This is a genomic window from Pseudomonas putida (assembly GCA_041071465.1).
Classification (GTDB): Bacteria; Pseudomonadota; Gammaproteobacteria; order Pseudomonadales; family Pseudomonadaceae; genus Aquipseudomonas; species Aquipseudomonas putida_P.
In genome coordinates this window covers 219,227-237,781 of the sequence record CP163498.1, presented here as the reverse complement: position 1 = coordinate 237,781, position 18,555 = coordinate 219,227, and the positions used below count along the sequence as shown (strand labels likewise).

At 52.5% G+C, this 18,555-nt stretch carries 16 protein-coding genes, 1 other RNA gene and 1 pseudogene; 9 read left to right on the top strand and 9 right to left on the bottom strand.

Features of this window, described 5'->3' with window-relative positions:
- Nucleotides 1-298: 298 nt before the first annotated feature.
- Nucleotides 299-1,153, top strand: a complete 855-nt coding sequence (locus AB5975_01050) for an exonuclease domain-containing protein (protein ID XDR20590.1) — start codon at nucleotides 299-301, stop codon at nucleotides 1,151-1,153.
- Here the strand turns inward: AB5975_01050 and AB5975_01045 are convergent.
- On the bottom strand, nucleotides 1,150-1,524 hold the full coding sequence (locus tag AB5975_01045; protein XDR20589.1) for a hypothetical protein: 375 nt from the start codon (nucleotides 1,522-1,524) through the stop codon (nucleotides 1,150-1,152). The two genes, AB5975_01050 and AB5975_01045, sit on opposite strands and share 4 nt — an antisense overlap.
- A gap of 345 nt (nucleotides 1,525-1,869) precedes the next feature.
- Between AB5975_01045 and ffs the strand changes: the two genes are divergently transcribed.
- The 3 genes from ffs to AB5975_01030 all read left to right on the top strand — a co-directional run bounded on the left by ffs (nucleotide 1,870) and on the right by AB5975_01030 (nucleotide 6,862).
- Nucleotides 1,870-1,966: signal recognition particle sRNA small type (gene ffs / locus AB5975_01040), an RNA gene on the top strand.
- Between the two features lie 727 nt (nucleotides 1,967-2,693).
- Nucleotides 2,694-4,001 carry a KAP family NTPase gene (locus tag AB5975_01035; protein XDR23060.1) on the top strand — a complete coding sequence of 436 codons (1,308 nt, stop codon included), beginning with the start codon at nucleotides 2,694-2,696 and terminating at the stop codon, nucleotides 3,999-4,001.
- A 2-nt stretch (nucleotides 4,002-4,003) separates the two neighbouring features.
- Nucleotides 4,004-6,862, top strand: coding sequence for an NACHT domain-containing protein (locus AB5975_01030; GenBank protein XDR20588.1), 2,859 nt, complete (start codon nucleotides 4,004-4,006; stop codon nucleotides 6,860-6,862).
- 559 nt (nucleotides 6,863-7,421) lie between these two features.
- On the opposite strand, the pseudogene AB5975_01025 reads toward AB5975_01030, so the two are convergent.
- The 3 genes and pseudogenes from AB5975_01025 to AB5975_01015 all read right to left on the bottom strand — a co-directional run bounded on the left by AB5975_01025 (nucleotide 7,422) and on the right by AB5975_01015 (nucleotide 8,741).
- Nucleotides 7,422-7,996 (bottom strand): annotated as a pseudogene (locus AB5975_01025) (recombinase family protein).
- 239 nt (nucleotides 7,997-8,235) lie between these two features.
- Nucleotides 8,236-8,457, bottom strand: a complete 222-nt coding sequence (locus AB5975_01020; GenBank protein ID XDR20587.1) for a hypothetical protein — start codon at nucleotides 8,455-8,457, stop codon at nucleotides 8,236-8,238.
- Between the two features lie 32 nt (nucleotides 8,458-8,489).
- Nucleotides 8,490-8,741 (bottom strand): helix-turn-helix domain-containing protein, encoded by a 252-nt coding sequence (locus AB5975_01015; protein XDR20586.1) that lies wholly within the window; start codon nucleotides 8,739-8,741, stop codon nucleotides 8,490-8,492.
- A 115-nt stretch (nucleotides 8,742-8,856) separates the two neighbouring features.
- On the opposite strand from AB5975_01015, the gene AB5975_01010 reads away from it, so the two are divergent.
- The gene (locus tag AB5975_01010) at nucleotides 8,857-9,171 is read left to right on the top strand and encodes a hypothetical protein (protein XDR20585.1); all 315 of its coding nucleotides are present in this window, start codon (nucleotides 8,857-8,859) and stop codon (nucleotides 9,169-9,171) included.
- Nucleotides 9,172-9,756: 585 nt separating this feature from the next.
- Here AB5975_01010 and AB5975_01005 read toward each other — a convergent pair.
- The 4 genes from AB5975_01005 to AB5975_00990 all read right to left on the bottom strand — a co-directional run bounded on the left by AB5975_01005 (nucleotide 9,757) and on the right by AB5975_00990 (nucleotide 13,755).
- The gene (locus AB5975_01005; GenBank protein ID XDR20584.1) at nucleotides 9,757-10,419 is read right to left on the bottom strand and encodes a replication/maintenance protein RepL; all 663 of its coding nucleotides are present in this window, start codon (nucleotides 10,417-10,419) and stop codon (nucleotides 9,757-9,759) included.
- Between the two features lie 119 nt (nucleotides 10,420-10,538).
- Nucleotides 10,539-10,889: a hypothetical protein gene (locus AB5975_01000; GenBank protein XDR20583.1), complete on the bottom strand. Its 351-nt coding sequence runs from the start codon at nucleotides 10,887-10,889 to the stop codon at nucleotides 10,539-10,541.
- An 894-nt stretch (nucleotides 10,890-11,783) separates the two neighbouring features.
- On the bottom strand, nucleotides 11,784-13,076 hold the full coding sequence (locus tag AB5975_00995; GenBank protein XDR20582.1) for a site-specific integrase: 1,293 nt from the start codon (nucleotides 13,074-13,076) through the stop codon (nucleotides 11,784-11,786).
- A 259-nt stretch (nucleotides 13,077-13,335) separates the two neighbouring features.
- Complete coding sequence (locus tag AB5975_00990; GenBank protein XDR20581.1) at nucleotides 13,336-13,755, bottom strand: helix-turn-helix domain-containing protein; 420 nt, start codon at nucleotides 13,753-13,755, stop codon at nucleotides 13,336-13,338.
- A gap of 83 nt (nucleotides 13,756-13,838) precedes the next feature.
- Between AB5975_00990 and AB5975_00985 the strand changes: the two genes are divergently transcribed.
- Together AB5975_00985 and AB5975_00980 are read left to right on the top strand one after the other, a co-directional pair.
- Entirely contained in the window at nucleotides 13,839-14,327 is a 489-nt protein-coding gene (locus tag AB5975_00985) for a DUF2938 domain-containing protein (GenBank protein XDR23059.1), read from the top strand.
- 358 nt (nucleotides 14,328-14,685) lie between these two features.
- Entirely contained in the window at nucleotides 14,686-14,913 is a 228-nt protein-coding gene (locus tag AB5975_00980) for a hypothetical protein (GenBank protein XDR20580.1), read from the top strand.
- A 226-nt stretch (nucleotides 14,914-15,139) separates the two neighbouring features.
- Here the strand turns inward: AB5975_00980 and AB5975_00975 are convergent, their stop codons facing one another.
- Nucleotides 15,140-15,907: a substrate-binding periplasmic protein gene (locus tag AB5975_00975; protein ID XDR20579.1), complete on the bottom strand. Its 768-nt coding sequence runs from the start codon at nucleotides 15,905-15,907 to the stop codon at nucleotides 15,140-15,142.
- Nucleotides 15,908-16,028: 121 nt separating this feature from the next.
- Here AB5975_00975 and dnaX point away from each other — a divergent pair, with 121 nt between their 5' ends.
- Entirely contained in the window at nucleotides 16,029-18,116 is a 2,088-nt protein-coding gene (gene dnaX / locus AB5975_00970; GenBank protein XDR20578.1) for a DNA polymerase III subunit gamma/tau, read from the top strand.
- Between the two features lie 63 nt (nucleotides 18,117-18,179).
- Entirely contained in the window at nucleotides 18,180-18,515 is a 336-nt protein-coding gene (locus tag AB5975_00965; protein ID XDR20577.1) for a YbaB/EbfC family nucleoid-associated protein, read from the top strand.
- The last annotated feature ends 40 nt before the right edge of the window (nucleotides 18,516-18,555 follow it).

Below are 18,555 nucleotides of genomic sequence, written 5' to 3'. Positions count from 1 at the left end.
TTGGGATTTTGATGAAGGAACCATGCTTGCGAGGGCTAACAACTCGAATGAGGGCTCCGTCGCATTTTAAGTACGTCGCCTTAGGTCGGGCGCACAAGCTTTCGGCAGAGATCGCAATGTGCCATTATCTACTGGTGTTCGCACAACGCAATTTTTGAGCCTGTCGCCCATCTGAGGGCTTTACTCGCAAAACTGCTGATGGCCCTCCACTACGTCAAGCCTACCTTTCGGCTTTTGTGACCAGCGTCGTCAGCTTCTACGCGGGCAGGCCTTAACTTGACTACTCGGAGCTAGAGAAATGGATTTCACAGTCATCGATGTTGAGACGGCAAACCCGAATCTTGCCAGCATCTGCCAGGTCGGAGTGGCTGTTTTTCGGGATGGAAAGCTCAGTGAAACATGGGGGTCGTTAGTCAATCCACAGGACTATTTCCATCCTATGAATTCTTCGGTTCATGGGATAAATGAAAGTATGGTTACGTCAGCGCCCTCGTGGTCGGAGGTGTACGCCCATATTTTGCCATTTGTGACAGGGCGGATTGTAGCGAGTCACATGCCTTTCGACCGAATAGCAACGCAGCGTGCTTGTCTTAAAGCCGGGCTCGACCATTTTGACTGTTCTTGGCTCGATACTGCCAAGGTTGCTCGCCGAGCGTGGAGTGAGTTTTCTCGGTCTGGCTATGGACTAAAGAATCTAGCCTCAAATTTCGGAGTATCCTTCGCGCACCATGATGCTGTAGAGGATGCGCGCGCGGCTGGCGAGATACTGGTTCACGCCATCAGGCATACGGGCTCGACCGTTGATGAGTGGTGCACATTGGTCAACATACCTCTGCAGGCGCAGAAGAAGCCGCTTTCCGTAGTCGCCGATGTTTCAGAAGGGCCCCTTGGAGGCGACATTGTCGTATTCACGGGGGCTCTTTCCATGTCGCGCCAGCAGGCTTCAGAGTTGGCGTCTCAAAACGGATGTGAAGTCGGATCGAGCGTGACCAAGGTCACCACTTTGTTGGTAGTTGGCGATCAGGACATCAGCAGGCTGGCAGGCCAGGATAAGAGCTCGAAGCATCGCAAAGCTGAGGAACTCTTAGCCAAAGGGCAAAATATTCGAATTCTAGGGGAGAGTGATTTTCTTGCCCTTCTGCAACCGCTTTAAATTTGATTGCTGTATTTACTTTGAATCGGGGTGAAGGTCACGATCATTCCCGTCTTAGTGCAGGTTAGGGTTCGTTCCTCTTCTAGATCGAGGTTGAGGTCCTCACCACGTAGGCCCTGCCATTGAGCCAGATAGTTTAGTGTGCCAAATTTCTCCAGCTTGACGAGGGTACGGCTCACACCGCCTTTCCATCCTAGGGGGGGGAGTTCGCCTTGCAGGCATTTTTCAACGACATCTGGGTTTGTTTCGGCCATAGCGCGGCCGATCTCCCAGCATTTTATTAGCCCCTTGTCCGCAGCTCTCCAGGTTTGGTCGTGGGTTAGGTGGGTTCTGAGCGGTGCATCGATGGAGCGCTGGACTTTCGTAGTCATGCATGGTCCTTTAGTCGTGCTGCTTGCCAACGAGTAGGATACTGCTGAGGATACGTGCCGCCAAGACACCTTCCTGATGTCACCGCTGGGCTGTGGCGTGCTCCTATTATACTGGGCAACATCCAACGCAGTGCCTCCTTCGTGGGCAAGCCGCGGCACCACAGATCATATGCAGGTTTGGCCTGGGATGTCGCCCCTATAAGTGCCCTCACCAGGAAACAGACCAGCACAACCCTGACAAGTCATTGAGAAATGATGACTTTTTCTGCCGCAGTGGTTGTATCTGCCCCAAAGACCGGTACAATGGCGCCACTCGCTGCTCAGCGAGGCATGTAGTGGTGGCCCCATCGGTCCCCCCGCATTGATTACCCGTTAACCTGGTCAGGCCCGGAAGGGAGCAGCCATAGCGGGAACATCGAGTGCCGGGGTGTGGCTGGTGGGGCCGCCTCCATTACGAAGGTCCTTGAATTCTCAAGGATTTCTCTCTCAAAAATCTCGAAGTGTGACAGCATTTAGGTACACCTGAGTGGTGTTCCACAAAGTCATTCTATCGTTCATCCTCCGGATTTCTCAATCCGACCAGCAGTCTGTTTTCTTGAAATGTTTTTGCTGATGTCCATACCCAATGGTGCATGAGCGCTGACGTATGGGGTCGCAGATTGAGAGCTTGAGACTGCTGTGGGGCCATCAAAACGTGAGGAATGATGGCTGAGCCTTGGTCTTCAATCCGTGTATTGGCTGCCCCTATGGCAGCTCGATGAGCCGCAAGGTCAGGATTGCGCCCCTCGATAATGTCATCGGCGATTACAGGGTTATTAATGAGCATGGCCCAAGGCTGGCGGGAGGTACATCTTAGATCTGGCAAACCCGTTTACCTCTAAGTGCTTAGGGGTTATCTGCTCAAACGTTACCAAATCGACTAGCATCCGCTTACGATACGAAGCCATCCCTAGCCTTAGCCCTAGACGTCAGGCCGATGCTGGGAATTTGACGCGCATAGAGAAAAATGGCCCTTTCAGCGATGGCATATGGAAACCGCATCTGGATAGAATGTGTGTATACCAAGTCCGATTATTTGCAAGGATCCAAAAGTGTCGGAACAGCATAAAGTGTTAAGCGATCTTCCTACTCTCACTGATGGCCTACATTGGGTGTCCGAGGTCGCCAGGATGAGGGAGAGAGTCGAGAATTGCCCTACACCTCATGTTATGGGAGTGCATGGGAATTGGGGGAGCGGCAAGACAAGTTTTATGCGGCAGCTACAGCGCGAGTTGGGTGGGATTTGCACGGATATCTGCGGTGTGCAAGGTGGAGACGACAGAGTTATAGGGAATAGCAAAGTAGTGACAATCTGGTTTGATGCTTGGCGATACCAGAATGAACCTAATCCTGTTGTTGCGTTGATTCAGGAAATGAGGCGGCAGTTTTCAGTAATTCCATCTGTAATCCAGAAGTTTAAGAAAATTGGTGAGATATCTTTAAGGTATACATTAGATGGTTTGAGTAATATCGGAAAGGCCATCGGTTATGAGACATTGCCTGATGTTAGTAAAATTCAAAAGCTTGGTGAGGAGTGGGAGAAATCGCACTTCGCTCAAAGCTTATCTTCGGATTCTATCCGGGATTGTTTGCACGGGACTATCGATTCTTTGCTCCCTGATGAGACGGGAAGTAGAGTCGTTGTCTTCGTAGATGATCTTGATCGTTGTAGCCCTAAATCAGCGTTTAAGCTCCTAGAAGGTTTGAAAATATACTTCAATATACCAAGCTGTGTTTTTGTCTTGGGTATGAATGAGGATATTCTGACCGAAGCTATTAGTTCGGAGGTTTTCTCGGGGTTGAAGACAGAGTCGGGTGAAAAACACTTACTCGCAAGTCACTATCTAGAGAAAATCTGCACTGATGTTTACAGATTGCCTCTGCCGAGCAACGCGGTCTCGATGTTTTCAAATCTGCTCTATACGGCAGGGGACAAAGATCAGGTTGATAGTTTTAACCTCGCAGTGGGAGATGGTTTTTTCTTGCCGCCTAATCCTAGGAGGCTAAAGGCTCTGGCTAACCAATGGGTGCGATTTGCTGGGTGTGTACCGTTTCCTGAATCTGAGGAAGAAAGAAAAGTTTGGTGCGTTAGAGTGTTAATAGCTGCATATATACATCAATTCCACAGAGATATGTGGGAGAGGTGGCATTTTGATCCAAATTTCTGGGTCGAATGCTCAGCTTGGTGTAATGGTGAGCGTAGTTTTAATGCTGAAGGGTTAGATATCTCCCCTGCTTGGGCTAGTCATCTTAAGTTGACTGCGAGAGAGTATGCTGGAGATGTTGAGTCAAAACCAGCTTGGTCATTAGAGTACCCGAACCCGGGAAGTATTAATATTTTTTGGATAGATGGATTGATCAGGCAATATCGCGACCATCTATTGCCCCGAGACTTTATCCCTCTGTTGGAAGGTCGTCAATATAGGAGTGGAGAGTGAATATGAGCGACATTTCTAAACTAAACGTTTGGGATGATTCTCGTCTTAGGGGGTATCTAGGGGCGATAAATCGTCGTTGTGGCGTGGTTGAGACTCTGGCATTACCAACCATGCGAGATCTGCCTCCTGTTAAAATCGAAACCCTCTTCGTGCCTCCTTTGCTGTCCACAGAGGCGGTTGATGCGGATATACAACCTGAAGACTGGCCGCAAGGGAAAAGCTTATTTGAGGAAATTGAAACGAGCCCTCGGCTTGTTGTTCTTGGCGATCCGGGAGGTGGTAAAACTACGCTGAGTAATTGGGTCGCTTGGCGTTTAACATCAGGATTGGCTTCCCCGCTACCGGCACGGCTGGCAAATGTGATTCCGCTGACTTGCGTGCTTCGGGAAATGCCTGCGGACTTTCTAAAAGAAGAATGTAACATCAATGGTCTCGCGACGTATCTGGCAAGAAAGCTTCTAGGCGAGGCAAAGTCCGAGAGTGTTGAACCAGTTTTGCACGAGTGGATCGCTTGCGGTAAGTTTATTTTGATTCTTGATGGTATTGATGAAATACCTGTGCAAAGCCGAGCGGCGGTTGCTAAGTGGATCAGAGAAGCGAGAGAGAAAGATGCTTGTGTGCTCGCAACGTCAAGAATTATTGGGTATCAAGACTTTCCCGTTGACTCTCCTGTTGTGGATGGTGCCTCTAGGAAAGAAAAAAAAGACCTCTTTATAAAGCGACTTCTTAAACCATTGGCTGAACCGGCTTCTGAGGTAGAAAAGGTCAGCGGAGCTTGGGCGGAAATTCGCTATCTCATGCCCTTTGATAAAGGTCAGATTTCGGACTTTGTCCGAAACTGGTATCGCCAGCGTTGCACTAGTGATGGCGAGGCTAAGTCAAGAACCTTAGATTTGCTGGGAGCTCTTAATGATTCGTCTGTAACATCCAAGCTAGCTCGCACACCCAATCTTCTGAGCTTAATGGCTGTGGTGCATCGGGAAAGAGCGCATTTGCCAGATGGAAAGGCGCTACTTTATGAAGAGATAGTCAATGCCTATTTGAATACCATCGATAGTCAGCGAAAAATTCTTCAATATGACGCACTTGGTAATCATACATGGCGGGATAAGAAAAGCTGGTTGTCATATGTTGGCTTCATGATGCAATCTACTAGGCTTAGCTATTCGCAAGAAGGAATTTTGGTATCAGAAAAGAAGGTAATATCTTGGTTGGTTAAAGCTATGCGAAAAAGCAAGGTGTCCAATCCAGAAGCCATGGCCGTCGAGTTTTTAGCGTGGGTAGCTCGGCGAAGTGGTTTGTTATTGCCGCGAGGGGAAGGTTTTTATGCATTCGTTCATTTGAGCTTTCAAGAGTATTTTTGTGCCTGTTATATTGAGACGGCTGTAGTATCGCCAGACTTTTTCAATTCGAATAACCGCACTAATTCAGCTGTGACGCCCGAACTTGTTTCTGAGTGGGCCATGAAATCTTCTTGGCTAGAAACCCTGATTTTCGTTTTTGAAATCTTATCTAACGAACGAAACGATTGTTGGGTAAACAGCCTAGTTCGCTCGCTTTTTCCTGCGTATCCAAAATATTCTCCAGTGCAGGGGTCGATTGGTTTTTTGGCTGCGCGGTTATTAACAAATAAACACGTTAAATTAGAGCGAGGCTGGGTCGAGTACTTGGCTGATATATCTTGTTTGATGGTTCATGGTGTTGCGTCTGATCCCTTAACTAATGGTGTCATAAATTCCTTTGCTGCTCTTGGTTTTGCTTATATTGTCAATGATGTTGAGGGCGAGTTTATTGAGGGGGAGGTTAGAAATCTTTCTGTGAGAGATGGTTTTGACCTGTCTAATGTAAGGATTCTAATTGTCAGGTCAACTGCCAAGGTTACAGCTGATTTTATAAGTAAATTTGAACGGATCTTTGTTATTGATTGCGAGGGTACTGACTCCGTTGACCTTTCGGGGTGCTGTTCAAAGTACATAAGCGTTATTTCTGTTCAGGATTCAGCTTTAAGAGGCTGTGAAGTAATAAGTGGTTTTAAGCGACTTGAGACCCTAAATCTGGTAAGTGTTGATCAATCAGGTCTTGAGCTGTGCAATGGCTCGTTGAATGTCCAGAATGTTATTTTCTGTGATGTTAATCTTGCATCTATTAAATTTGTTGAAGGTTGGAAAAAGTTAGACAATATCGATTTGACAAGATTGAATTTTGCTGATTTTTCCCCGTTGAAGTCGGCGAAGAAGTTGACTTATCTCAGTCTCGACAGATGCTCGGCGCTTAGTGACGTTGAGTTTCTATCCTCCTTAAAGAATTTGCAGTATTTGTCAATACATAACTGTCCGGTAGAGTTTATCCCAATTCTGAAATGCCAAGTTCCTCTAAGCATTGGGTTGATGGGGTTGCAGATCAAAGATTTCTCATTCCTGAGTAAACTCAGTTTCTTCGGTGGTGGAATGATTGAGGATTGCCCTATAACTACTTTGGAGGGTTTGAAGTCGACTGCGAATTATCTGCATTTAACTAATTTGCCGTTGAATAGTCTAGAAGGTCTACAAAATTTTGCATCGCTTCGATCAATGGCTTTGCAAAGTATTGACGTCAGCGATCTTACTCCAGTATCAAAGTTGAAAAACTTAACCACCGTAAAGCTGGATGATGTGCCTGTCTCAGATTTTAACTGGATAACAGGGTTAAATAAGTTGACCACCTTGCTTTTTTCTCGTACAAAAATCAAGGACATTACGCCGCTCTTGAGGCTTAAGAGTTTGCATGAGGTTTATGTATCTGAAGCTGAAGGCTTGGATTTTTCGGCCTTAGAAGATAAATCTAAAATTTCGATTTGGCGAAGCGATGAGTATTTTGGGTGAGGTTTCACAAATTTAGATGATGATGGGGTTATTTTATCCCATGTTTAAGTGGGTGCTGCCGTATTAAGCGGTGGCCCCCAGCTTTTAATTTATGAATATAATTTTTAGTATGTGAGTTAAAGTTCCCGCAGAGAAAGCCTGTCGGTTTACCTTGAGTAAACCTCACTACGGTGGTATCTAGATCGAGATGTTATGTTCGAATTAAGGAAGGTATTTTATCATGATGCGGTGTAAGTGCTATAATTGAGATGTGTGATTCTGCTCCCGTATTTTTAGGAGCTAATACTAGGTCTACTACCCACCGCCAAATATTTTAGAGCGTTATAAGAGCTAATCTGATAGTCCGTCTAAAGATAATGTCGTGAAACGCCCGCGCCTCTTAGCATTACGCGGCGTAGGTTAATTAAAACGGTTTATTTTTTAAAATAACCTTTGGTGCCTCGGGCAACTCGGTTAATAACAAAACGCCACAGCCCTGAAAGAGCCATGGTAAGGCGATTGAGTGGTTAACATTGGGTGGTTACGGGTTACTAAATGAGGCTTCCTAGTCCTGCTCTGGTCACGCTGCTGCTTTGTTCCAATGGCGCTTGGTGGTGGCCAAACTGATACCAAGCCTCTCAGCTGTCTGGCTCTGACTCAGACCGTTAGTCTTGCACTCCTGCACAGCCTTGGTGGTGTCTATCGCCTCAGGGCGTCCCAGCTTCTTGCCTTCTGCCTTCGCACGGTTGATGCCAGCGTGGGTGCGTTCGATCAACAGGTCACGTTCAAATTCAGCCACGGCACTCAACACCTGCATTGTCATCTTGCCTGCTGCACTGGTGAGGTCTACACCGCCCAAGGCGAGACAATGAACACGGATGCCAGTTGAATCCAGCTTCTCTACGGTTTGACGCACGTCGATAGCGTTACGCCCAGGCGGTCAAGCTTTGTGACAATCAGCACATCACCAGCCTCCATGCGATCGAGCAGCTTTTGGAATCCAACACGCTCGCTTGCTTGGGTGGAGCCTGAGACGGTTTCTGCGATAACCCTTTGGGCTTGCACATCGAAGCCAGCAGCACGGATTTCAAGAATCTGGTTGTCTGTGGTTTGGTCAATGGTGGAAACACGGCAGTAAGCGAAGGTGCGGGACATGACAGAATCCTAACTGGTGTCATTTAGTATGGTGTCAGTATGCGGCTAGTGTCATTTAATCGCAAGCACACTTGTTGATACCAGATGCGCACCTTCTGAGCTGGTGTCGTATAACGTCCGTTTGATGAGCTAGCTGGTTTGTTCTATCTGCTTTAGAGCCACGACCTTGTAAACCACCATCTGCTCCTGACGCCTTCTATCCAGTCGCAACATTGCAAGGTCATGGATGAGGTAGCGAATCACTCTGGCCGCATATCGGTAGAGCGTAGAGACTCGATGCCAGAGGCGATGGCTTCGGCATTGGTGTCGAGGGTATGCATGATGCTCAATACATTGTCGTGCACGTTCGTTGACCCTCGCTGACTGATCCACAGTGACAACTCTTCAAGACCAGCTCTCAGGGCTTGCTGGTTGAGCAACAGGAGTTCGAGGGTGTCAGCGGTGAGGGCTTTGTCATCCATGATGGGTTTATCCTGTGTGGGTTAGTCCGGTCTTACTGGCTTGTCGTGATCGCGTTCTCAAGCTCTACTACCAGCTCTGGGAGGCTGACTCCCAGCACCTTGCATAAATCGCGTAGCTGCACAATGTCCAGTCTACGTGTTCCGTTCTCTACGTCACTCATGAACGACTGAGGGCGATTCAGCGCCTTTGAGCATTCCACTTGCGTGAGTCCTGCCGCTTTTCGGTAGGTCTTCAAAAGGTGCAGAAGGGCCGTGTGCTCTGGTCGATAGATCGTCTTGGGCATAGTCGCTAGCTACTTGAGGGTAGCTGCCCAACCTATATCTGCTTTTCGGATATCTGAATTTCAGATAAATTCTGCTGATTGCCGCTCTCTGCGGTCTATCGCTGATGGAGAATTTATGAACGAGAAGCTTTTTGTATTGGCTAGTCAGAAGAAGACGACCAACCACATCCTGCATCTACTGCTCTGCATACCGACTTTCGGGCTGTGGATCATCGTCTGGTTGTTGGTGGCGAGCAGTAACGGCAAGCACAATGCCCGCATACAAAAGCAGATGAGCCATGTGCTCGACTACAAGGTGCAGGGTCTGAGCGATGTTGAAACCTATCACCGGGTAGCGGCTGACGAAGCAGCCAGCAAACGTAGAAACGACCAGATTTTCGTCCTCACAGTTATTGCGGTGACTGTGGGGTTGTTCCTGCTCATGAAGTAGCTTTTACCTAATGAGGTGTAGCCGATGCTCCGCACCGAAAGCGGCAGCTTTCAGCTGATTGCACTGTGCATGACCGTAGGTCAGGATGGTGATCACTTAACGGTGTAGAGGGGGTGAAACAACCAACACCCCCAAGCCTATTAATCCGTACTATCCACAGCTGACGCTGTTCCCGTGCACAATATCCGATCCGCAGGATTGAGTTCTGCACGATCAGAGCGTAGCTCAGGTAGCTGCTCGCATTCTTGCTGTCCAACCATGTTATTGATTGGTTGGACTAGTACGCTTGGCCGTTAGCGTCAGCTAGCAATGATAGTTGTTTTCATTTAAGGCAACCTAGTTGTTTGTTGTCCCTGTGTACGACTCATTGCTTGCGCAATAGGGGAAGGGGATTTACACCTGAGCCAACGCATACAGCTTAGACTTGACGGTCTAATGAATGTTTATGATCGGTGCAAGAAAATCCTTGTATATAATAGGAGTTTCCTCAACCCCTTGAATTTCGTGGCTTGTAGCGAGATTCTTGCGTAGTTTTTTTAAAAAAGTGATGTGAAACTACGCAAGGTCAACAACCAGCATTTCGGGTCAAGCGGCAAGTGCTGCTGCGGAAATGGTACTGTCATCCCACCCCTTTTTATTCATGCTCGATGCCGATTGAGGGTGGAGAGTTGTCCATTCACGATACCAATGCCCGATGTACTCATCCCGTTTGGCATCATCACCCCGGAAGATCAGCCGTGGATTTACTGTCAGCTTGATTTCACCCGTGCGAATGCCACCCTGCCTTGATGTGCTCACGCGCACCATATTGCTGTTGATCAACGTGCCCAGCTTCTTCATCAGGTTTGACTCCGTCGTGCCCAATGCCTTCGCCAGTTCGGCTTGAGGCATGATGATCATGTTCCGGTACTGAACCAGCCGGTGCAGTTTGCTCAGGGTGTTCATCATCGGGACAGTGATACGGCAGTCCACGCCTGTCCGGCGCCATAGGCCATGGGCGTAGTCCTGTGCGTCGGTCAGTGAGTGCAGCGTATGCGTTGGCAGCTTGCGGCGGTCGACGTGCTTCAGATGCGTGTGCAGGTCGTCAGCACTGCGGCACTTGCTCAGTTCTGGCTGGTAGTCAGGGCGTTTGCTGAAGACAGAAGACTTGTCATCGTAGCCAAAGATCTCGCCGGTTGTTGGGCTGATCAGCAGTCCATCGATGTTAAGGAAGGGTGATGCGGTAAAAACTGGGCACTCGTAGGCCATTGTACGTTCTCCTCTTCAAGTTCAGTTAATAGGCAGTTCCTCTCGGTTGTGCCGGGTTGTTGTTAAGTTGGTACTCCGCAGGCTTGGACGTTGGCCTGCGGTGGTGTGAAGTCAGTTTGTCAGTCGTGAATGTGAAGCTGGCAAGTGCGAAGTTTATCAATTACACGTTGATCAATCTTACCCTCATACTCGTCAGCAACCTCGCAGCAGTAGGTCGAGTATGCTGCCTTCAAGGCCGCGAAGGCACTGAATACGTCACCAAATGTTCCAAGATGAACTTTTTTGCCATATTTGGAAATGCGAGCTGTGAACCCTTTTTGCCTTGGTCCTTCCTTCACGCCGATGGGCAGTTTACCGCGTTGGCTGCGGGTGTCGCGATGCATTTGATTTATCAACCTTGGCACGAGCGAGCAGTGCTCAGGTGAGTAGACAGTATTCAGCGGATCAAGAATGTCTTTGTCGAGTTCCATGTCTTCAGCGTTCGCATAAGGCTGAGCGACGAACCAGTTGGCAAATTCTTGGAAGTCATGCCATTTCCTACACACTGTACAGCCCGCGTAGGCTGGGCGTCTGATCCGTAGCACCGATTCAGCATGTATTTCCAGTGGGAGTAGGCGCGTGCTGTTTTTTCGTGATAAGGCAAGGCCAGTGCCTTCCGTCTCTGAATCGAGTTATAACCGACACCGCACAGCAATGTCTCACCGATCATTGGGCCGAACAGCGGAAGTTCTTCCCCGAGGCTGTAGTCAAGGTGAATTCCGGCCACGCAGGGTGCTACAAGGATGGTCCGAGTGATGTCGTTGATTCTGTGTTGATGCATTTTGTTACCTCCGTTCAGTTGAAAAATGGGCAAAAAAAATACCGACTCATTGGTCGGCATCGGGCTCTTCATTCTTCTCGTGATGGAGTGGGAATTCAGTTATGCGATGTCATCGACCTCAAAAGTAGGTGTTACTTCGTTTGCGTTGGTCATGGGTATTCTCATGATCTGTATTGACCGTCAGATGGTGGTCAGCCAAAACGCGGGTACTAAAAAGCCTCCTGCAATTTCTGAGCGATTTGATCGCACCATAGTTGCGTAGAGGCTTCAAAGCTGTATGTCTGCTTACTGGCAGATTTGTATAGTCTCATATTGGACGACCGCTTGTCAATAGCTGTTGACAGGGCGTGCTAGGGTTGATCTATCTCTTGCCTGCCGCAATCATGGCGAAAAGTGTGAAAAACCTTTTGCATGGATAGAGAAGGGCTTTGTTTAGTTCAGACCTCCCTTTCGCCCCGTAAACATTGGGTTTGGCGTGAAAAGCGGCTGGCTATCATCCCGCTGAAGGGAAGGTTTACCGAGGTTATTGGTGGGTTATCCGAGGTTATTTGACGTGCTTCATGGCCTCGACCATCGCCTTGATTGGCGTCCTGCTGCCGTAGATGCCAAAGGTCACGGAGCTGTCTTCATGGCCCACCATCCGCTTGATCAATGAATCTTGAACGCCAGCATCACGCAAATCATCAATGAAAGTATGGCGGAAGCTGTGGAAGGTTTTGCGTGGGTCGGTGATGCCATGCTTCGCCTTGTAGCGTCCAAACCATTTTGAGGCGGCGTGGCCACGCTTGCCTCGTACTGCTTCAAGCTCGGGGAAAAGTCGATCAGCCCCAGTGCTTTTGACTGATTCTGCGTACTGCAACATACCCTGTTCAACGAGTGACGGATGGAGGGGAAGAACACGGCGGCTGCTCGCACTCTTGAGGTTCTGGCCTTCATGGCTGTCATCAATACGAAAGCACGGGACACCTTGTTGCTCAATGAAATCATCCACACGCAATTGGCACAGTTCTTCAAGTCGTGCACCAGTGAACCGTCCAAGGAGTGGCAGCCAGTAGCGCCATGGATGCTTCCGGGACTCTTTTCGCAGTGCCTCATGGTTCAGTAGCGCAGCTAGGTCGTGTCGTTCAAAGGACAAACGAGCTTCCTTTGCTGATCCTGTCATGACCTTCATGCCCGCAAGCGGGTTTTCTGCCACGTACCCGTTCGCCTTGCACCAGTTGAGGAAGGCGGTGAGTTTGCGTAGCCGGTTGTTCACTGTGACAGCAGTAATGGTCTTGTAGGTGCTGCCTGAGTCGACCACCTGCCTTAGAGTCTTCCCCTTGAACTCGGGGCGTAAGCCGAAATATTGCGGGCATAGGCTGAGCCGTTCCTTTAGCAGGCGTGCTTGGTGCGCATCGAAGGCTTTGGCGGGCATGTCACCCACCAACTCGAGAAGGTCTGATAAGGCTCGCTCAACTTCCTCGGTGCTGACCTGTCGCCATGTGCCTCCCCGTTTCCCTTCCTCTATATAAAGCTTGGAGAGTGCGGCGAGGGTAGGGCTGTCGCTATTCCGTTTCGCTGAGACTGCCTTAGCGATCCGTGGAGCGGTTTGGATAGCGGGCGTGGGTGTAGAGTCCCGCCACTGTGAACAAAGCGTACGAAGCGTCTGGAGGTCTGCAAGAGGGTGCTCGCTAAGGTGGTGATGCAACCGCTGCACCAGTGATGTGGCAATGAACACGGCGCTTTGACGATGCCGTATGTTCAGACTCAAACGCAAAGTGGTACACCTCGGGAATAGGTGCTTTGGCAGCTTGAGATTCAGGTAGTAGAGCGCCCCGCGCTTGATGATGTAGGCCATGGGTGTGACACCAAAGTGTTACAGCAAAGTGTGACAGTGCTGGCTACACCCCAAGTCTTGAGCACCCATGCTGGGTGTGCGTACCGGTAGAACTCTGGTTGCCTCATCAGCCTGAAACCCTTGCCCCATAAGGTCTGCATTGATTACCAGCATGCTTGCATGCGACCTAGGCATGGCCCGGAAGGGAGCAGCCATAGCGGGAACATCGAGTGCCGGGGTGTGGCTGGTGGGGCCGCCTCCATTTCTGGGGTCGGAAACCTCAATCTGCAACGAACGTCTTCGTTCTTTTCTGCTTTTCGCCCAATGCTCCCGTCGCCGACAGCTTCATCAGCCGCTGGAATTTCGGGCATGCCAGATGATCTTTCTCAGGGCATTGCGCGGCATGCCGCAAGCCTTTGCTCATCGCTTGCAATCGTTTGATTCTTGCATCCAGTTCATCAGCTTTGGCATTCAGCATCTGCCGGTCTACCTGCAGGTCCACCAGCATCGCCCCCACTTCATCCAGCGAAAACCCCGCGGCCTGCCCCAAGGCGATCAGCGCTAGCCTGTCCGCCACGTCGGCTGCAAACTGTCGACGCTGACCGTGCCCGGCAAGCGACTTGAGCAAGCCTTTCTTCTCGTAGTAACGCAGTGTCGATGCGGGTACGCCTGTGCGTTTGGCGACGTCGGCAATGTCCATTTCGGGCCCTTGACTTGAAGTTGACTTCAACTTCTATGCTGCGCGGCATGGTAATGACCGTCAACCTTCGAGGGCTTGTTCAAATGACGTTTACTGCGATGTTTTTAGCTGCATTGCCGATTGGCATAGCTGCCACTGTAGTGATGGACCTGTGGGGGCTGCTGCTGAGGCGGTTGGGTGTGGCAACGCTGAACTTTGCCATGGTCGGGCGTTGGGCGGGGCACTTGCTAGGTGGGCGTGTTTCGCACCAAGCGATTTCCAAAGCGGAACCGGTGCGAAATGAGTTGGCGTGGGGATGGGTGATTCACTACGCCACCGGCGTGCTTTTCGCGATGCTGCTGCTTGTGATCGTAGGGGAGGGCTGGTTGCGGTCGCCTACTCTTTTACCTGCAGTAGTTGTGGGTGTGGGTACAGTCGTGGCGCCGTTTTGCCTCATGCAGCCGGCGATGGGGGCAGGGTTCTTTGCGTCCAGAACGCCGACACCTGCGCGGAACTGTCTGAAGAGCCTGGCCACGCATTTTGTGTTTGGTGTGGGGTTGTTCTTGAGTGCGTATTTACGGGCTTTGGTGTGAAGACAGTGATCCCGATTACAGTAAGCACATGATCAGAGTGCCCGCTTTTAAGATAGGTCTGATAACAGTCTAGGAAAGCCCCTACACGTCAGGCAGGCATAGCGAATTATCCTACGTGTTCCGTCGACTCCCGTCTGATTGTCCCGGTCAACCTCGCCCACTAGGCTTTCGCGGTCGCTGTCAGTTCAGCGATCGGGTGTGGAAGCCTGGGTGGTTTGGCGGCTGTCGATATGACAGTTGTGCGTGGGAGGCCTTCGGGCCTGCCGGGTTTGCCATACCCCTGGTCTTCCACCCCGCGTACAACTGTCACCCTAAGGGTGGAAGCGAAAGGGTGCTCTCAGCCCGGTATGGTGAACTCATGAAAAAAATGGTCCCCGATCCGCCCCACGTCTTTGATCTTCCCCAAGGCAAATCCCTTTCCCGCGCGATCAGCGAAGGCATCGTCCCGATGGAGTTCGCGTTGATGAATGTTTCCCACTACCTGATGTTCGCCTACAGCGATAGCCGGCGGGCGCTTGAGCGTATTCAGGACGAAGAAACCAGGCAGTTGTTGGAGCATGGTTTGCGGGCCATGCAGATTGCCTAGGGGCAGGCGGATGCTGTGGCATTGGCGTTTGAGCGGAGAAGCCATTGATTCCGGCCTTGGAGCAAGTAGAGATTGCAGGGATAGCGAATAACCCTGTGGGAGCGGATTCACCCGCGAAGCAGGCGACGCGGTGGATGGCACCGGCTTCGCCGGTGTTCGCGGGTGAACCCGCTCCCACAAGGGGCGCGCAAGCTTTGCGAGGGTTTGCCTTCCATCAGGCTACTGGCTAGGGCTGGGTCAGCGACATAGAGCCGGAGTCGCTCACCCTTCCATGCCGCTGCAAAATCCGCTCGATCTCCCCCGACTGCTTCATCCTTACCAACGCCCGCAACAGCCCTTGTGTCGGTATCGCCGGATCGTTGCGCACTATGCACCCCAAATCCTGTTCGTCCAGCACCGCCAGCGCTTGCAATTGCTGCTCCGCTGGCAACCCTTGGTTGAACCACTGCAACGACAACTGGTTGCTCACCGCATGGCGATACCGGCCTGCCTGCAGCTTTTGCAGCACCAGCAACTGGCTGCGGCTGTCCTCACGGTGCAGCTGGCCGTGGTCCAGCAGCGGTTGCAGGGTTGAATAGGTGTAGCCAAGCACCGTGCCGATCGCCTGGGGTGGCAGTTGCTCCGGGGATATCGGGTTGCTGTCGCCGGCGCGGCCAACCAGTACGTCGCGCTGATGAATCAGCGGGATACTCCACACAAAATCCCTTGGACGGTCGTTGAGCCATTGGGTACTGACGTAGCAACGGACATCAATGTCGCCGCTGCTCATGGCCTCCTCCAGGCGCAGGCGGGCCATGACGTGGAACTCGGGGCGAGCGCCCACTTGCCTGGCAACGGCTTGCATCAGGTCGTAAAGCAATCCCTCCACTGGCTGATCGCCTTCGATGCGTACCAGCGGCATGCTCCAGCTCTCGGCGACGGAAAAGCGCAGCACCGGCTGGTCAGCCAGGCTGTTTGTAGACCACAGCAGTAACAGGGCCAGCAGTCTTCGCAAAGGCAATCCTCCCTGGACAATGCGCCATTCCAAGCTTAGACGAGTTGCGCAGGGTGCAATTTTGCCCCCGCTCCGCTAGCATTAGCGATCTTCCGCTCGATCAGGCTACGATGGTTTTTCGATGAGTTATCAGGTTCTTGCACGAAAATGGCGTCCGCGCTCGTTCCGCGAAATGGTCGGCCAGACCCATGTGCTCAAGGCCTTGATCAATGCCTTGGACAACCAGCGCCTGCACCATGCCTACCTGTTCACCGGTACCCGCGGCGTGGGCAAGACGACCATCGCCCGTATTATCGCCAAGTGCCTGAACTGTGAAACCGGCATCACCTCCACGCCCTGTGGCACCTGTTCGGTGTGCCGGGAAATCGACGAAGGCCGTTTTGTCGACCTGATCGAGATTGACGCCGCCAGCCGTACCAAGGTCGAGGACACCCGCGAACTGCTCGATAACGTGCAGTACGCCCCTAGCCGTGGGCGCTTCAAGGTCTACCTGATCGACGAAGTGCACATGCTCTCGACCCACTCGTTCAACGCCTTGCTCAAGACGCTGGAAGAGCCACCGCCCTACGTCAAGTTCATCCTCGCCACCACCGACCCGCAGAAGCTGCCGGCCACCATCCTGTCGCGCTGCCTGCAATTCTCGTTGAAGAACATGAGCCCGGAGCGGGTGGTGGAGCACCTCAGCCACGTACTGGCCGCCGAGAACGTGCCGTTCGAGGAAGATGCCCTGTGGCTGCTGGGCCGTGCGGCCGATGGTTCCATGCGTGATGCCATGAGCCTGACCGACCAGGCCATCGCCTTCGGTGAAGGCAAGGTACTGGCCGCCGATGTACGTGCCATGTTGGGTAGCCTCGACCATGGCCAGGTGTATGGGGTCTTGCAGGCACTGCTCGAAGGCGATGCCAGGGCTTTGCTGGAGGCCGTGCGTAATCTGGCCGAGCAAGGGCCGGACTGGTCGGGCGTTCTGGCCGAAATGCTCAATGTGCTGCACCGTGTAGCCATTGCCCAGGCGCTGCCCGAAGCGGTAGACAACGGCCAGGGTGATCGCGAGCGGGTATTGGCGCTGGCTTCGGCGCTGCCGGCCGAGGATGTGCAGTTCTATTATCAGATGGGCCTGATAGGCCGCCGTGACCTGCCCCTTGCACCGGACCCGCGCGGTGGCTTCGAGATGGTGCTGCTGCGTATGCTGGCGTTCCGCCCGGCAGACACGGACGACGCACCGAAGCCGGTGCTAAAGCCAACGGGGATCAGCCAGGCCACAGCTGATCCTGCAGGGCAGGTGGCAGCCGCGGCGCCGGTCGCGCTTTCATCGCCTGTCGCGGCTGTGCCGGCGGAGCCTGTAGCGCAAGCCCCGCAGCTGGAGGTGCCTGCACCCGCGACGGCTGATCATGAGCCGGAGGCCGAGGCAGATGTTGAGCTGAAGGCCGAAGCCGAGGCCATCTCCGTACCTGAGCCTGTTGCCGAAGTGGTCGACTTGCCGTGGGAAGAGCGTGCCGTTGCGCCCGCGCCGTTAGCGGCTGAACTCGCGCCCGAACCGGCACCCGCGCCCGAGCCCGAGCCCGAGCCTGTTGCCCCGGTGGCGCCCCCACAGGCCACCCCGGCACACGACGAGCCGCCTTTCGACCCGTCTGCCTACGCTGCCGTGGGGATGGAGCGCGACGATGAGCCGCCGCTTGACGAAGACTATTACGGCGGCGAAAGCGATCCGGCAGGCTTCAGCTACCTGGACGAGCTGGCCGAACATGTTCAGGAAGACGTGTCCAAACCGGCGGCCGAACCGTTGCCGGCAGCCAAGCCGGCCACCGGCCTGGCCCTGCAATGGCTGGAATTATTCCCACAGTTGCCTGTGTCCGGGATGACAGGCAACATCGCGGCAAACTGTACGCTGATTGCCGCCGATGGCGACGACTGGTTGCTGCATCTGGACCCGGGCCAGGGTGCGTTGTTCAACGCCACCCAGCAGCGGCGCCTGAACGAAGCGCTCAACCAGCACTTGGGGCGCACGCTGAACCTGCGTATCGAGCTGATCCTGCCCGAGCAGGAAACCCCGGCTCAGGCCGCAGCGCGCAAGCGTGCCGAGCGTCAGCAGGACGCCGTCGCGTCGATCGAGCAGGATCCGTTGATCCAGCAGATGATCAAGTTGTTCGGCGCCAAGGTGCGGCAGGATACTATTGAGCCTGTAGAAGCCCTGGCCAGTCAGGGCCAGTAACGGATAACCATGCGGCCGGCCCGGTGCCGGGCCGCATCACACGACCCAATCGAGGTATACCCCATGATGAAAGGTGGCATGGCCGGCCTGATGAAGCAGGCCCAGCAGATGCAGGAAAAAATGCAGAAGATGCAGGAAGAACTGGCCAACGCCGAAGTCACCGGTCAGTCCGGTGGCGGTCTGGTGAGCGTGGTGATGACCGGTCGTCACGACGTCAAACGCGTCAGCATCGACCAGAGCCTGATGTCGACTGATGAAGACGACAAGGAAGTTCTGGAGGACCTCATTGCCGCTGCGCTGAACGACGCCGTGCGCAAGGTTGAGCAAAGCAGCCAGGAAAAGATGGGCGGCATGACCGCCGGCATGCAGCTGCCGCCAGGCTTCAAGATGCCGTTCTAAGGCATTGAGGTACTCAAAAACGCCGCTGATTTCAGCGGCG

Coding starts and splice junctions, on each gene's coding strand:
- AB5975_01050 (XDR20590.1), top strand. CDS start 299: ATGGATTTCACAGTCATCGATGTTGAGACGGCAAACCCGAATCTTGCC.
- AB5975_01045 (XDR20589.1), bottom strand. CDS start 1,524: ATGACTACGAAAGTCCAGCGCTCCATCGATGCACCGCTCAGAACCCAC.
- AB5975_01035 (XDR23060.1), top strand. CDS start 2,694: ATGAGGGAGAGAGTCGAGAATTGCCCTACACCTCATGTTATGGGAGTG.
- AB5975_01030 (XDR20588.1), top strand. CDS start 4,004: ATGAGCGACATTTCTAAACTAAACGTTTGGGATGATTCTCGTCTTAGG.
- AB5975_01020 (XDR20587.1), bottom strand. CDS start 8,457: ATGGATGACAAAGCCCTCACCGCTGACACCCTCGAACTCCTGTTGCTC.
- AB5975_01015 (XDR20586.1), bottom strand. CDS start 8,741: ATGCCCAAGACGATCTATCGACCAGAGCACACGGCCCTTCTGCACCTT.
- AB5975_01010 (XDR20585.1), top strand. CDS start 8,857: ATGAACGAGAAGCTTTTTGTATTGGCTAGTCAGAAGAAGACGACCAAC.
- AB5975_01005 (XDR20584.1), bottom strand. CDS start 10,419: ATGGCCTACGAGTGCCCAGTTTTTACCGCATCACCCTTCCTTAACATC.
- AB5975_01000 (XDR20583.1), bottom strand. CDS start 10,889: ATGGAACTCGACAAAGACATTCTTGATCCGCTGAATACTGTCTACTCA.
- AB5975_00995 (XDR20582.1), bottom strand. CDS start 13,076: ATGGCCTACATCATCAAGCGCGGGGCGCTCTACTACCTGAATCTCAAG.
- AB5975_00990 (XDR20581.1), bottom strand. CDS start 13,755: ATGGACATTGCCGACGTCGCCAAACGCACAGGCGTACCCGCATCGACA.
- AB5975_00985 (XDR23059.1), top strand. CDS start 13,839: ATGACGTTTACTGCGATGTTTTTAGCTGCATTGCCGATTGGCATAGCT.
- AB5975_00980 (XDR20580.1), top strand. CDS start 14,686: ATGAAAAAAATGGTCCCCGATCCGCCCCACGTCTTTGATCTTCCCCAA.
- dnaX (XDR20578.1), top strand. CDS start 16,029: ATGAGTTATCAGGTTCTTGCACGAAAATGGCGTCCGCGCTCGTTCCGC.
- AB5975_00965 (XDR20577.1), top strand. CDS start 18,180: ATGATGAAAGGTGGCATGGCCGGCCTGATGAAGCAGGCCCAGCAGATG.